A 13,531-nucleotide genomic window follows, 5' to 3' on the forward strand; every position below is an offset into this window, starting at 1 on the left:
TTGCCCAAGCTCGATCTCGATACAATCCCGCAGACCAATGCGACGGGCTATCCGCCCGAATATGCGCGGCCGGTTCAGGGCCGTTGGTACAGGCGTCTGGCACCCGCGAGCGGGCTTTCCGACTATGGCGTCAGCCATGTCACGCTGGAACCCGGCGCCTGGTCGTCGCAGCGCCATTGGCATGAGTGCGAGGACGAATTCGTCGTGATGATTTCTGGCGAAGCGGTTCTGGTCGACGATGCAGGCGAGCAGATCATGCGCGCTGGCGACTGCGCTTCATTTCCGAAGAACGACGGCAACGGTCATGTGCTGCAGAATCGCAGCACCCGGCCTTGCGTGTTTGTCGCTGTCGGACGTCCCAATGCCGGCGATTGCCACTACCCCGATATCGACATGCACATCGCCGATGGCGGCGGTTTCACGCGCAAGGACGGCAGCGCCTTCTGACTCCTCTCCCGGCCAAGGGCAGGTTTCGACCGAGCAAGCCCTTGTCTGCACACTGTTCAGGACGGCACCGTCACCCCGGCGTCGCGGTGCCGCCGGTTGCCGCAAACCCAGCAATCGCCGCGTCTCCGGCTGCGCTTTCCGCCGAACGGGTGACGACGCCTTGCGAATCACATAAGTACGTGCTTATGTGTCGGCATGATAGAGAATGACATATTCAAGGCTCTGGCTGACCCCACCCGCTGCGCGATCTTCGAGAAGCTGGCGACCGGCAGCATGAACGCCAGCGCTTTGCGCAACGGCATGAAGATCAGTCAGCCTGCCATGTCCCAACACCTCTCGGTTCTGCGGAGCGCGAGACTGGTGCGGGAGGAACGACAGGGGCGCTTTGTGAACTACGAGGTCGATCCAGACGGCTTGGCACTCATAGCTGGATGGCTGGCCAAGTATCGCGCCTATTGGCCCGCGCGCATCGGCGCTCTCAAAGCCTTGCTGAAGGATATGGATCAATGACCGACGGAAAGACCGACGACCATGACAAGGGCATTGAGCTTGAGTATGAAATCGATGAGCCGCCGCATAAGGTCTGGCGCGCAATAAGCATTCCGGAATTCCGGGAGAACTGGCTGCCGAAAGAGGCATTGGCCGATCCGGAGGCGACCTCTCTCATGCCGGGGCACGAGGTCCGCTACCGCATGCGCGAAAGCGATCCGCCATTTCTGGAAAGCGTGGTCACCTTTCGGATCTCCCCCAACGCGACGGGCGGAACCAGTCTGCGGATCATTCACGAACTTACGGATATGAGGTTCGATCGGATGACCCGCGCCGCCGCAAACAATAACGGCCTGATCCTCATGCTCGCCGCCTGACGCGGCGAGCCCCCTTAAATTCTGGAAGACTGGAATTCGCCGATGCGCGAAGCGATGCAACTCGTCCCTATGGTCGTAGAGCAATCAAGCAGAGGGGAGCGATCATTCGATATCTATTCCCGCCTTCTTCGTGAAAGGATCATCTTCCTCAACGGCGAAGTGAACGACACAGTGTCTGCGCTCGTGTGCGCGCAATTGTTGTTCCTCGAAGCGGAAAATCCCAAGAAGCCAATCAGCCTCTATATCAATTCCCCCGGCGGCATGGTGACGAGCGGCCTCGCGATGTATGATACCATGCGCTACATTCGCGCTCCGGTGCATACGCTCTGTATGGGGACAGCCCGCTCGATGGGATCGTTCCTGCTGATGGCGGGTGAACCCGGACAGCGGGCGACACTGCCCAATGCGAGCATCCTCGTCCATCAGCCATCCGGTGGCTTTCAGGGGCAGGCATCGGACATGCTCATCCATGCCGAGGAAATCAAACGGACCAAGCACCGATTGACGCGCCTTTATGCCGAGCATTGCGGACGCAGCTATGAGGAATTTGAACGCGCGATGGATCGCGACCGCTTCATGACCGCGGAGGAATCTCTGGAATGGGGTTTGGTCGATCGCATCCTACAGGTCCGTGAAGAAAATCTGGACGCAACGGCATAAGCATCGCCCCGGATTTAAATGGTCTGTTCATGCGTAGATTGGTTGGAAGAACGCCTCCAGCCGCCCGCGCACGTTGCCTGTCCGCCTCCGTCAAAACGAAGGAGGAGTTGGTGTCCCAACGCTTATTTAGCCAGCGTCGCCGATTGATCGACCGGCACCACAGGCAGCCACACGCGGCTCGGTGTCGCGCCGCCACGCTCGATCGTGACCGTGGCTTTCCGATAGTCCGATTTCTTGGCGAGGAAGATGTTCGGCACATAGGCCTGAGGGTTGCGGTCGTAGAGCGGGAACAGGCTCGATTGCACCTGCACCATGATACGGTGGCCGGGCTGGAACACATGGTTCACCGTTGGCAAGCGGAACTTGTATTCCTGCACCTTGCCGGCCGGGATCGCCGATGGTTTTTCCAGGCTGTCGCGATAGCGCCCACGGAAGATGTCGAGGCTGATCGGTAGCTGATATCCGCCCATTTTGGGGTCGGACGCGACCTGATCGGGATAAACGTCGATCACCTTGACCACGAAGTCGCCGTCCGTGCCGGTTGTCTTGGCGAAGATATCGGCGATCGGCGCGCCCGACACGCGCACCGCGTCGGTCAGCGCCGGCGTCTGATAGGTCATCACGTCGGGCCGCCCATCGACCCCGCGCTGATCGCTGACCAGCCAGTCGCCCCAACGGCCATCGCCGAAATTCACCGGCCGCGGCAGATGCGGCACTGGCTTGGCCGGGTCGGAGACATAGGAATCGCCGCCGGCTTGCGCCTTTTCGAAGCCGAGGCCGCCATCGTCCTGCAGGTAGATCGGGGTCAGCGGCGCGGCACAGCCCTGCTTGCAGGCGAGCGGCCAGTTGCTGAACCGGTCCCAGTGATTCTCGCCGGTATTGTAGATTGCGGCGGCGGGCAGGTTCGCCGGCGGGCCGTCCTTCAGATACTGGTTAAACAGCGGCAGGACCATCTCGTCGCGATATTGCTCGGCGGTATCGCCATTCCACTCGAACACGCCGAGCGAGCGGCCTTCGCGGTTGATCTGGCTATGGCGCCACGGGCCCATGACGAGGAAGTTATTGCCCATCTTGCCCTTGGCCTTCAGCGCCTCCCAAGCGGTGATCGCGCCATATATATCCTCCTGATCCCACAATCCCTGTTCCCAGATGGTCGGCACGTTGGATAGATTGGCCGCGATCAGCTTGTCGAGCGCCTGGCCCTGCCAGAACGCGTCATAGGACGGATGCGATACCATGCGCTGCCAATAGGGCAGTTGATCATAGCCCGACTTTTTCGCCCAATCGCCGGCCGAGCCGATGTTGCGGAAATTGTCGTAATCGTCATAGCCGCCGGTCGGCGGTGCCTTGCCGTCGCCCTTGTAGCCGGTTTGCGCGCCGAGCCAGGCGATGTTGGCGAGCCGGAACGCGCCGTTATGCAGCCAGTCGTCGCCCATCCAGCCATCGATCATCGGACTTTGCGGCGCGGCGACCTTGAGCGCGGGATGCGGGGCGAGCAGCGCCATCACGACGGTGAAGCCCTCATAGGACGATCCGATCATGCCGACCTTGCCGTTCGATTGGGGCAAGTTGGCCTTGTTCACCAGCCAGTCGATCGTGTCATAGGCGTCGGTGACATGATCGACTTTGGTCGGGTTGAGCGGGCCGATCACCGGGCGAGTCACGACATAATCACCCTCCGACCCGTATTTGCCGCGAATGTCCTGATAGACGCGGATATATCCCGCCTTGACGAAGCTTTCATCGGCCAGGTTCAGCGTCGAGAGCATGCTCGGGCTGTCCATCCGCATCGCGCGGCCTTTGGCGTCGTACGGGGTGCGCGTGAGGATGATCGGCGCATTGGTCGCGTTCTTGGGGATGACGATCACGGTGTAGAGTTTGGTCCCGTCGCGCATCGGGATCATTTCCTGGCGCTTGATGTAATCATTCTGCGCGTTGGGCGGGGTGAACCTGGCCGGGATGTCTCCGCCGGTCGTGGAGCGGTTTTCAGCGGTTTTGGCCGGGGGTGAATCCTGTGCGACGGCGGGAGACAGAGCGAGCGCAGCCGCTGCTGTGAGCAGCATCGGTTTCATCATGGGGAGGCATCCTGCGACTATCGTTGATGGCGCAGTGGTGCAGCCGGCAGATGGCGAATGCAACCGCCTGGCAGGGATTTATCGAGGGAGGGTATAGGTTGAAGGCAACCCCATGACATTGCGTCGTCAAGCTGTCGAAGTGGCGGGTCCGGGGAGAAGGCCTGGCGCGGTCAGGGTGGTCCTGCCCGCCTGGTGTTCGCGCTGCTCGGCCAGGGCCTCGCGGTACAGCGTCACATTGGCCTGGGCAAAGCGGACCCATGGCAATTTCGCGGCGCGGTCGAGCCCGCGCTGACGCAGCGCGGCGCCAAGGCCTGGCTCGCTCACGACGCGATGCAGCGCCGCGGCGATACTGGCGATCTGGTTGGGATCGATCAGCACTGCCGCGCCGCCGGTGACTTCGGGCATTGCCGACACGTTGCTGGTCACCACCGGGCATCCGCATGCCATCGCCTCGGCGATGGGATTGCCGAACCCTTCGTAGAGCGAGGGATGACACAGCGCGAGTGCGCCATTGTAGAGTACGATGAGCTGTTCGCGGTCGAGATGGGGGACGAACAGCACGCGATCCGCCACGCCCAACGCGGCAGCGCGCGGGAGCAATACGGCGGCGCCATCGCCCTGCCGCTGGACGAAGACCAGCGCGATATCGGGATCGCCGCGGAACGCCATTGCGAACGCCTCGAGCGCGGCGATATGATTCTTGTACGGCGCATATTGTCCGACCGTCAGGATGTAGCGACGACCAGCCAGCGCGGGCAGGGCGATCGCGCCACCATCCTGCGTGGCCAGCCGGCGGAAATCGGGCGCGACGCCCGATGGCGTGACACTGGTCCGTTCCGCCGCCACCGGGTCGATCGTGGCGATCTCGTCGCGGGTCGCCTGACTGACCGTCGCGATCCGTGTCGACCGATCGAGCGCATGTTTCAGGCCATGGCGGTAAAAGGCGCGATCAATGCGCCCACGCAGGCCCGGTTTCGCCGCCCAGTCGGGGTGCTTCAGCCACATCACGTCATGCACCGTGGTGATGCTTGGCATGGGTAGGCCATGGGGCAGGATGTTGGCGGGCGCGTGGAACAGGTCAACGTCACTCAGGTCGGTCAGGCGCGACATCATCCACATCGTTGCCGGCCCGTTGGCGGCGAACGTCACCGTGCGCTCGGTCACGTTCGGCGCGGCCGACAGGATCGCGGGAGCTTCGAGGTGTTTGAGCAGCAGGAAGCGCAGTTCGGGCGCCAGCGCCGGGGCGTGATCGACCAGTGCCTGCACCACTTCGCCAATCCCGCTCGGCCGCTCGCGAATATAGCGGCAATCGATGCACACCAGCGGCGCCTTGATGACCGGATCGGGATTATCTGCGGTGGCGAGAGGGATGGTGGGATGACCTTCAGTCGAGGAGTCGATCGGCATGCCATGGCTTGGCGGATGGGTGAATCGACACTCAGTCGGCGGGAACCTCGAACTTCTCGATCACCCATTCCTCTTCCTGCGCGGCCGCGATCCAGTCCTGCATGAAGGGGTGCTGGATCACCGCATCCATATAACCGGCGGCGAAGCGCGCGATCGGCAGGCTGTAGGTAACAATGCGGGTCACGACCGGCGCGAACATGATGTCCGCCGCGCCGAACTGGCCGAACAGGAATTCGCCGTCGCCGCCGAAGCGCGCACGCGCCTGCGCCCAAAGCTCCATGATCCGGCCGAGATCGGCGAGCACATCCTCGTCCGGGTGCTTGGGCGGAAAGGCTTGCCTGATGTTCATGCTGTGCTTGCGGCGCAGCGCGGTGAAGCTGGAATGCATCTCCGCCGCCATCGATCGCGCCATCGCGCGTGGCGCATCGTCTTCCGGCCAGAATTTGGCCCGCTCGGTCTTTTCGGCGAGGTATTCGACGATCGCCAGGCTGTCCCAGACCACCGCATCGCCATCCCAGAGGATCGGCACCTTGCCCGATGACGGCGCGAACTCGTCGCCCTCGCGGCGTTTGTCCCATTGCTCGTCATAGAGCGGAACGACGACCTCCTCGAACGGCAGCCCTGACTGCTTGCACGCGAGCCAGCCGCGCAGCGACCAGGATGAATAGGCCTTGTTGCCGATGATGAGCTTAAGCATGGGGCCGGGGGATAGACGGGCAGGCGGCGGGCGGCAATCCTCACAAATTCCTCCCTCGCGCAGCGGGGGAGGAATTAGGCTTTTCTACAGGCCCTTGCTTGGGTTGATCAGGAATTTCTCGCCGGTCGCCTTTTTCGCATAGGCGGCGATGATGTCGGGCTGCAGCGCCTCGGCGAGCGAGATTTCCGACGTGTAGTGGCTGGCGAAGGTGGTGGTCAGTTCGGCGGCGACGCGCGCGCGCATGCGCTGGCCGACTTCGGCACCGGCCTTCATCAGGAAATAGGTCAGCAGGAACCCGCCAATGCCCCAGGCCATCCCGGTGTTGCGACCGATCTCGGTCGGGCGCAGGTCAAGCACGCCATAGATATAGACCTGCTTGTGCGTGGTCGAACCATAGCGGCTGTAATCGGTCATTTTCCGCGTCGCGGCGACTTCCATCGCGGCGATGATCTGGCCGGCGAGCGGACCGCCGCCGACCGCGTCGAACGCCAGCGTCGCGCCGGTTTCCATTAGCGCGTCGATCAGTTTTGCGCGGAAATCGGGCGCGGTGCTGTCGACGACATATTTCGCACCGATATCGCTCAGGATCTTCGCTTGCGCTTCGCTGCGCACGATGTTCACCAGCGCCACGCCATCGGCAATGCAGATGCGGTTGAGCATCTGACCGAGGTTCGACGCGGCGGCGGTGTGGACCAAAGCGGTATGACCTTCGGCGCGCATCGTCTCGACCATGGCGAGCGCGGTCAACGGATTGACGAAACAGGAGGCACCCTGTGCTGCAGTGGTGCCTTCGGGCAGGACCAGTGCGTCGGATGCCTTCATCACGCGGTACTGCGAATACATCGACCCGCCGAGCAGCGCGACGGTGCGGCCGATCAGGTGCTTCGCGTCGTCACCCGCGTCGACCACGACGCCGGCGCCTTCATTGCCCACAGCCATCGCCTCGCCAAGCCGTGCCTGGAGCGAGGGGAGGATCGCCGGAGCGACCGAGGCGGTCACGGTCGGGCGCTCGGCGGTGCCGCCGGCCTGGATCGTCGACAGATCGGCAGGGCCGAGCAGCAGGCCGAGATCGGAAGGGTTGAGCGGCGATGCCTCGATCCGCACGACGACCTGGTCAGCGCGCGGCGCGGGGATCGCGACATCGTCGAGCGACAGGCGCAATTCACCCTCAGGCGTAATCAGCGAGCTGAGCTGGAGTCCGGTAGTGATCGTCATCGCTTGTTCTCCGATATTTGCGTAGCGATATGCAACGGAACGGTCGTGAGGGCGAGGGGAATTTGCCGACAACAGGCCAGACGCTCTCCGGCGTGCGACGAAGAGGACAATCCGGCAGTCGCGATCTTTTTATTCGATGGCATGGATATCGACATCATTTGATGGCTGACCAAACTCGACCTCAGCCGGCCTCTCGAATTCCACAGCTACGGCATTCAGGATCGCGCCGCGTTCGTCGCGCCGTTCGCCGCGGACCAAGACCGGCGCGAAATCCGCATCCCGTTCAGCGCGTTCCGCAGCAGGGATGAGCATGCGGCACTCGACCTGGCGCGGCTCCGTGCGCTGATCGTGCAGCTTGACGGCGAGCCGGGCGGCAAGGCCTGGCTCGAACTGGCCAATGTGCGCTTTTATTAAGCGCGTTCAGAATTTGAACCACAGCCCGGTGTAGACGCCCCGCTCACGCAGCGCATTGCGCCCGGACACCGTCGCCAGGCCGCCCAGTTGCAGTGACACGCGATCGGTCAGATCATAGACGCCGCCAGCGTATATGTTGCTGTAGCGATAGGAAGGAAAAATTCCACCGCCCCGGCCGTCCGACCAGGTATTGAACGAATTGCCGATGAACATCAGCCGTTTGGTCGCGTGCAGCCCAAGGGTAAAGTCGCCATTGACTTCGTTGGGCTGGTCGCCCGCGCGGTAGCGATAACCGCCCTCCGCGCTGACAAAACCGTCGAGCTTGCCGATCTTGAATCCGTATCCGGCCTGCGCACGCGCGTCATATTGCGGATCGGTGCTGCCGATCTGCGCAACGACATCGCGCCGCCGGACACCTGGGATGAAGCCGCTGCCCTGTAACGAGACGACGAACCCGTCCTTGTCGATCAGCTTATAGCGCGCGCCGATCTCGGTATAACCCAGGCCGGTGCTGTCATCGCCTTGCTCGACCGTCACCCGCCTCAGGCTCGGTGTGAACAGCAGGGTAAGGTCGTCGGTTATGCCAAACTCCGTCTGGAAATAGGCTTGGTACTGGTCGTAGTCGGGCGCTTGCCTCGCTTCCCCCGACGCATCGTAACTTTCGCCAGCGTGCGAATAGATTGCGCTCACGATCACCCGGCCATCGCCCTTTGCCATGGTCCATGGCCCAGCCTTGGCCGGGGTCGGAACGAGCAGCGCAAATAGCGCAAGGGATGGTCCGGACCACAGCCCAGTTGGCACGCGCATATCTTCTCCAGGTAATGGCTTCGATTACACAACGCGCCTAGATAGGGGAAGTGCCCGACGATCCAGCACTCGCCGCAACCGATGCGCGAAAGGCCGCTTTTTCCCGCCGCTCGGTGCTCGCTGGCGTCGCGGCTGTGCCTTTGGTCGCGGCGGTTCCGGTTGGGTCACCGACGCTGCAGGAAGCCGCCGGGCGCGCCGGCATGTTGTTCGGCGCCGCCATGCGCGCAAACGTGATCGCGTCCGATGCGGCGTTGCGCACCGCCGTCGCGCGTGAATGCGGTGTCATAACGCCTGAACTCGAACTGAAATGGGCCTGGATCGAACCGCAACAGGGGCGGTTCGTGTTTCGCGATGCCGACCGCATCGCCGCCTTCGCCAGCACCACCGGCAAGACGATGCATGGCCATGCTTTGCTATGGCATCAAAGCATTCCGCCCTGGGTCGCGCAGGTGTTGGCGGATCGACCCGATTGGACGATCATGCGTCGTTTCATGGCTGCGGTCATGCCGCGCTACGCCGCGACTGTCCGGACCTGGGATGTCGTCAACGAGCCGATGGAGATGGGCCACCGCATGGACGGACTCCGTCCGTCGCCATTCCTGCAGGCATTCGGCCCCGACTATATCCACCGCGCGCTCGACGAAGCTCGTCAGGCCGCCCCGCGAGCGACGCTGTTCATCAATGAATATGGCCTCTCCCATGATCTGCCCTGGCAGCGGGATAAACGCTATCTGCTGCTCAAATTGCTCGAGGGGTTGAAACGCGCGGGCGCGCCGGTCGACGGTGTCGGTATCCAGGCGCATCTCGAGTTGGTCGATCAATCGTCGTTTCGCGAGCGGGTGCTGGCCGATTTTCTCGACGAACTCGGCAATCTCGGGCTCCAGGTCCGGATCAGCGAACTTGATGTCAAAGAGGCCGATCTGACCGCAACGGTTCCCGTGCGCGACCGGCGTGTCGCCGACGCGGTCGGTGCTTATCTGGATGTCGCGCTCGACAACAGGGCGGTTGGCAGCGTGACTTGCTGGGGCCTGACCGATCGATATTCCTGGCTCGACGAAGGTCGCAATGTCGGCAACCGCGGCTTGCCGCTCGATCGCGATTTTGTCCCCAAGCCGGTTTATGACGCGATCCGCCGCGCCTTTGAACGAAGACTGGTAAATGATTGATAAACCACGCCTGATGCGCCGGTTTTAAGCGAGCCCGCCGTAACGTTCCCGTCCAACAACGGGTTTGGACCGGCATATCATGGACATCGGCGCGTCACGGCGCGATTTATTGGCGACGATGTGCATCCTGCCCTTGGTCGCAATAAGTGGTTCGCGCGGTTTCGCGGCGGTGCCGCCGCTTCCGTTATCGGTTCCACCGGTACCGGTGCCGATACCATTGCGTGCGGGTCGCTTTGGCACCGCCGTTCGGCCTGATCAGCTGGTCGAAGCATCCCCCCTGCGCGACGCGATCACGGCCGATTGCGACCTGATCGTCCCGGAATATCATGGCCAGTGGAGCGCGGTGGAATGGCGTCGCGGCGATCCCTGGTATGGAAATTATGATGCGATCACGGAATTCGCATCGGCGCACGGCAAACGCGTGCGCGGCCATTCGCTGATCTGGGAACAAATGACTCCGGACTGGGCGCGTGAGGAGATGCGCGACAAGGGAGATTGGCGCACGATCGAACGGCATTTCGCGACGTTGTTGTCGCGGTATCGTGGGACGATCGGAGAATGGATCGTGGTCAACGAGATGATCGATACTGAAAACGGTCATGGTGATATGCGGCGCACCGGTTTCCAACGCGCCTATGGCAATGACTATGTTCGTCGCGCGCTTGAGACGGCGCATGGGTTCGACCCTGGCGCGCGACTGATGATCAACGATTATAGCCTGTGCCACGACAATCCGGTCGATGAAGCGCGGCGGATCGCGCTGTTGAAGCTGGTCGAGCGTCTTAAGCACGATGGCGCGCCGCTGCATCTCGTCGGGTTGCAGGGCCATCTCGAGCTCGCCAAGGGCAAGCTGCCGCAAGCGCGGCTGGCGCGCTTTCTCGCCGAACTTGCCGCGATGGAGGTCGAGATCTCGATTACGGAGCTCGACGTTCTGGAGGCCGACCGCACGCTGCCGGTGGCGCAGCGCGACCGTAACGTCGCCGACGCGATTACTGCCTTGCTTGACGTCGCACTGGATCAACCCGCGCTGACCAGTGTGGTGACCTGGGGGCTGAGCGATCGCGATAGCTGGCTGCAGGACTGCGCGCCTCAGACCAAAGAGGCACAGACCTGCACACCGGTCGATTGTGGCCGGCTCAACCGCGGGCTGCCTTATGACGGCGAGATGGCCGCCAAGCCGGTGCGAGAGGTGCTGGGTCGGGCGATGACCTGACTCAAACGAGCAGCTTGCCCCGCTCCAGAGCGGCCATGCTCTCACCCGAACGGTCCGCCGGCGTGTCGCCGGTCCGGACCCAGTCGATCAGTTCGGCCATGCCGGTCTCAAATCCGCGCTGCGGCCTAAAGCCGAATACGCGATCGATCTTTGCGATATCGGCGAAGCAGTGACGAATATCGCCGACGCGGTAGCGACCGAGGATTTCCGGCGCGATATTTTTGCCCAGCAGGCGGGCAAGCGTCTGCGCAATCTCTCGTACCGTCACCGAATGGCCGCTGCCGATGTTGAACGAGTCCCAGATTCGTGCCTTGCTTTCGAGCACGACCGCGAATGCCTCCGCGACATCAGCGACATGGACAAAGTCGCGGCGTTGCTCGCCGTCCTCGAAAACCAACGGCGGCGCGTCGTTAAGCAAGCGTGACACGAAGATCGCCGCGACACCGGTATAGGGATTGCTCAGTGCCTGGCGTGAGCCATAAGCGTTGAACAGCCGAAGTGCGACTGTCGGGATATCGAGCGCGCGACCGACCGTCAGGAACATCTCCTCATGGTCGCGCTTGTTGATGGCATAGATCGAGCCGGGCTGGAGTGGTTTCTCTTCCGTGGTCGCAAGCGGCTCCAGCAGTTCGTCATCGTCCGCGGGCTCCCATTGCTGCAGGCGCAACTGGTCGATCGACCGAGGCAGCGGCGCCACCCGTGCGCCGGTTGCCGGGTGCCGATACGCGCCTTCGCCATAGATCGACATCGAGGACGCGACCGCGATCCGCTCGACCTTGTGATCGGCCTGATTGAGTACTTCCAGCATGGTTGCCGCGCCCATCACATTGTTGCGGGTATAGTCGACGATGTCGGTCATGCTCTGCCCGACCCCGACCGAAGCCGCGAGGTGGACAAGGTGGGTGACGCCGTCGAGCGCATCGGTAAAAAGCTCGCCATCCAGTACCGACCCGCGAATGCGCCGCGCCTCTCGGTTCAAATAGGTCGGCCAGCCCTCGGCATCGACCGGCACGTCGGCATGGACCTGGGGCAGCAGCGCATCGAGCACCGTTACCTCAAATCCCCGCGCGATCAGCGTGTCGGTTAGATGAGATCCGATGAACCCGGCGCCGCCGGTGATCAATGCGTGTCGACTGGACATGGTATCTCCCTTAAATTTCATGCGTGATGCGGCGGACAAGCGATGCGTTGGCGTCAACCTTTTCGGTTCGTTCCCAGATCAGCCCGCCGTCGCGCCGGTACATCCGCCAGCCGATCCACAGCGGCACGATCCACACCAGACCCCAGATCATCAGTGCGACCGGATTGCAGCGCAGGAGGTAGCGTAGCCGGTCGCGGCGCCGTTCGAGCACCAGTGCGGTGCGTTGCCAGATGGATCGATAGAGCAGGCACAGCGACAGCACCCAGATGGTGACGTTCGCCGCCGACAGGATGATCGTCCAGGTCGGCAGCGGCCCAGAGCCTGACACCAGTCGCCACATCGCCCAGGCGCCGACCGGCAGCCCGATCGGATTGATCCAATAGCTGAGGCAGGGGATCAGGATCATCCATGCCTTGACCCGGCTCTGCCACGAATAACCGAGCGCCTTGAGCGGCACATCGAGACTCTGGAAGAAACCGGCGACCCAGCGTTTGCGCTGCGTGATGCCGTGGCCAAAGGTCGTCGGCACCTCTTCGATCAGCGGGTTGTCGATATAGCCGAGGCGCTTGCCATTAGCCCAGAAACGCAGACCGACTTCGGGATCCTCGATCGTGATCCAGGGATGGAAACCACCCAGTGCGAGAAGGTCGGAGGCCTTGAAGAACAGGCCTTTGCCGAGCACCCAGAAAGGCTGGCGGCCGCCGGCGGTCAGATGCTTATATTTGCGCCCGTCCCACGCCATATGGTCGAATGCGTGCCAGCTTGCCGCCAGCGTATCATTGAGATTGCCGGCGATGTTGCTCGCCTGCAGCACATCGAACCGTCTGATGCCGATCGCCGCGGCGATCAGGTGATCGGGCGGCGGGCAGCTGTCGGCGTCGATATAGTTGACCAGGAAATCGCTGCCGCCCCGCTCGCGTGCGGCGAGCGTATAAAAGGCATAGATCAACTGACGCGTTTTTTTAGGCGGCAGGTCGCGGTTTTCGGCGCGAGAGCCCTGATGCCACCAATAGCATTTCGGATTTTCCGACCAGGCGTCCCAAACCGTCGACCATGACGGATCGCTGGTCGCCGGAATCTCCATTATCTCGAGGAAATCGAACTCCTGCTGGAGCCGGCGCAAACTGGCGATCGTTTCCAGATCATTGGAATTGGGAATCGACATGACGCGAAACAGGCCGGCTGGATAGCGCAGGTGGCGCAGGCTGAGAAAGGTGGTGCGCATTGTCCCCTCGAGCTCGCGCAGCACCGGATAGAACAGGACGATGCGCGGATAATCGCCCGGCTCCAGATCCTGTTCTTCCGTCATGTCGACGCGATCGACCGGCAGGCGGAACAGGTAGATATCGATCATGGATGCAAGCGCGTAGAGGATCTGCGTGCCGATAAAGAGCGCGCACAACAAAACGGTCACGGATTCCCC

General features: G+C 62.5%; 14 protein-coding genes. 6 read left to right on the top strand and 8 right to left on the bottom strand.

Features of this window, described 5'->3' with window-relative positions:
* The 4 genes from G4G27_RS04110 to G4G27_RS04125 all read left to right on the top strand — a co-directional run bounded on the left by G4G27_RS04110 (nucleotide 1) and on the right by G4G27_RS04125 (nucleotide 1,973).
* Nucleotides 1–447 (top strand): cupin domain-containing protein, encoded by a 447-nt coding sequence (locus G4G27_RS04110; protein ID WP_183112168.1) that lies wholly within the window; start codon nucleotides 1–3, stop codon nucleotides 445–447.
* Between the two features lie 195 nt (nucleotides 448–642).
* Entirely contained in the window at nucleotides 643–957 is a 315-nt protein-coding gene (locus G4G27_RS04115; RefSeq protein ID WP_183112169.1) for a metalloregulator ArsR/SmtB family transcription factor, read from the top strand.
* A complete protein-coding gene (locus tag G4G27_RS04120) occupies nucleotides 954–1,313 on the top strand; it encodes a hypothetical protein (RefSeq protein ID WP_183112170.1) in 360 nt (119 codons plus the stop codon). The genes G4G27_RS04115 and G4G27_RS04120 overlap by 4 nt, the downstream gene beginning before the upstream one ends.
* 42 nt (nucleotides 1,314–1,355) lie before the next feature.
* The gene (locus tag G4G27_RS04125; RefSeq protein WP_183112171.1) at nucleotides 1,356–1,973 is read left to right on the top strand and encodes an ATP-dependent Clp protease proteolytic subunit; all 618 of its coding nucleotides are present in this window, start codon (nucleotides 1,356–1,358) and stop codon (nucleotides 1,971–1,973) included.
* 122 nt (nucleotides 1,974–2,095) lie between these two features.
* Here the strand turns inward: G4G27_RS04125 and G4G27_RS04130 are convergent, their stop codons facing one another.
* From G4G27_RS04130 to G4G27_RS04155, 6 genes are all read right to left on the bottom strand, one after another.
* A complete protein-coding gene (locus G4G27_RS04130) occupies nucleotides 2,096–4,048 on the bottom strand; it encodes a CocE/NonD family hydrolase (protein ID WP_183112172.1) in 1,953 nt (650 codons plus the stop codon).
* A gap of 126 nt (nucleotides 4,049–4,174) precedes the next feature.
* Nucleotides 4,175–5,455 carry a glycosyltransferase family 1 protein gene (locus G4G27_RS04135; RefSeq protein ID WP_183112173.1) on the bottom strand — a complete coding sequence of 427 codons (1,281 nt, stop codon included), beginning with the start codon at nucleotides 5,453–5,455 and terminating at the stop codon, nucleotides 4,175–4,177.
* A gap of 31 nt (nucleotides 5,456–5,486) precedes the next feature.
* Nucleotides 5,487–6,152, bottom strand: a complete 666-nt coding sequence (locus tag G4G27_RS04140) for a glutathione S-transferase family protein (RefSeq protein WP_183112174.1) — start codon at nucleotides 6,150–6,152, stop codon at nucleotides 5,487–5,489.
* Nucleotides 6,153–6,236: 84 nt separating this feature from the next.
* Entirely contained in the window at nucleotides 6,237–7,367 is a 1,131-nt protein-coding gene (locus tag G4G27_RS04145; RefSeq protein ID WP_183112175.1) for a zinc-binding dehydrogenase, read from the bottom strand.
* A 129-nt stretch (nucleotides 7,368–7,496) separates the two neighbouring features.
* Nucleotides 7,497–7,679 carry a hypothetical protein gene (locus G4G27_RS04150; RefSeq protein WP_183112176.1) on the bottom strand — a complete coding sequence of 61 codons (183 nt, stop codon included), beginning with the start codon at nucleotides 7,677–7,679 and terminating at the stop codon, nucleotides 7,497–7,499.
* Between the two features lie 108 nt (nucleotides 7,680–7,787).
* Nucleotides 7,788–8,588, bottom strand: coding sequence for a hypothetical protein (locus G4G27_RS04155; RefSeq protein WP_183112177.1), 801 nt, complete (start codon nucleotides 8,586–8,588; stop codon nucleotides 7,788–7,790).
* Between the two features lie 50 nt (nucleotides 8,589–8,638).
* Between G4G27_RS04155 and G4G27_RS04160 the strand changes: the two genes are divergently transcribed.
* The gene (locus tag G4G27_RS04160) at nucleotides 8,639–9,754 is read left to right on the top strand and encodes an endo-1,4-beta-xylanase (protein WP_183112178.1); all 1,116 of its coding nucleotides are present in this window, start codon (nucleotides 8,639–8,641) and stop codon (nucleotides 9,752–9,754) included.
* Nucleotides 9,755–9,833: 79 nt separating this feature from the next.
* The gene (locus G4G27_RS04165; protein WP_183112179.1) at nucleotides 9,834–10,967 is read left to right on the top strand and encodes an endo-1,4-beta-xylanase; all 1,134 of its coding nucleotides are present in this window, start codon (nucleotides 9,834–9,836) and stop codon (nucleotides 10,965–10,967) included.
* 1 nt (nucleotide 10,968) lies between these two features.
* Here the strand turns inward: G4G27_RS04165 and G4G27_RS04170 are convergent, their stop codons facing one another.
* Nucleotides 10,969–12,108, bottom strand: coding sequence for an NAD-dependent epimerase/dehydratase family protein (locus G4G27_RS04170; RefSeq protein ID WP_183112180.1), 1,140 nt, complete (start codon nucleotides 12,106–12,108; stop codon nucleotides 10,969–10,971).
* Nucleotides 12,109–12,118: 10 nt separating this feature from the next.
* Nucleotides 12,119–13,522 carry a glycosyltransferase family 2 protein gene (locus G4G27_RS04175; RefSeq protein ID WP_202049660.1) on the bottom strand — a complete coding sequence of 468 codons (1,404 nt, stop codon included), beginning with the start codon at nucleotides 13,520–13,522 and terminating at the stop codon, nucleotides 12,119–12,121.
* Nucleotides 13,523–13,531: the final 9 nt, after the last annotated feature.

It is taken from the genome of Sphingomonas sp. So64.6b (assembly GCF_014171475.1).
Taxonomy (GTDB): Bacteria; Pseudomonadota; Alphaproteobacteria; order Sphingomonadales; family Sphingomonadaceae; genus Sphingomonas; species Sphingomonas alpina_A.

Bases quoted from the DNA above. Each gene is read 5' to 3' on its own strand.
- G4G27_RS04115 (WP_183112169.1), top strand. From the start codon at position 643: ATGATAGAGAATGACATATTCAAGGCTCTGGCTGACCCCACCCGCTGC.
- G4G27_RS04120 (WP_183112170.1), top strand. From the start codon at position 954: ATGACCGACGGAAAGACCGACGACCATGACAAGGGCATTGAGCTTGAG.
- G4G27_RS04125 (WP_183112171.1), top strand. From the start codon at position 1,356: ATGCGCGAAGCGATGCAACTCGTCCCTATGGTCGTAGAGCAATCAAGC.
- G4G27_RS04130 (WP_183112172.1), bottom strand. From the start codon at position 4,048: ATGATGAAACCGATGCTGCTCACAGCAGCGGCTGCGCTCGCTCTGTCT.
- G4G27_RS04135 (WP_183112173.1), bottom strand. From the start codon at position 5,455: ATGCCGATCGACTCCTCGACTGAAGGTCATCCCACCATCCCTCTCGCC.
- G4G27_RS04140 (WP_183112174.1), bottom strand. From the start codon at position 6,152: ATGCTTAAGCTCATCATCGGCAACAAGGCCTATTCATCCTGGTCGCTG.
- G4G27_RS04145 (WP_183112175.1), bottom strand. From the start codon at position 7,367: ATGACGATCACTACCGGACTCCAGCTCAGCTCGCTGATTACGCCTGAG.
- G4G27_RS04150 (WP_183112176.1), bottom strand. From the start codon at position 7,679: ATGCTCATCCCTGCTGCGGAACGCGCTGAACGGGATGCGGATTTCGCG.
- G4G27_RS04155 (WP_183112177.1), bottom strand. From the start codon at position 8,588: ATGCGCGTGCCAACTGGGCTGTGGTCCGGACCATCCCTTGCGCTATTT.
- G4G27_RS04165 (WP_183112179.1), top strand. From the start codon at position 9,834: ATGGACATCGGCGCGTCACGGCGCGATTTATTGGCGACGATGTGCATC.
- G4G27_RS04170 (WP_183112180.1), bottom strand. From the start codon at position 12,108: ATGTCCAGTCGACACGCATTGATCACCGGCGGCGCCGGGTTCATCGGA.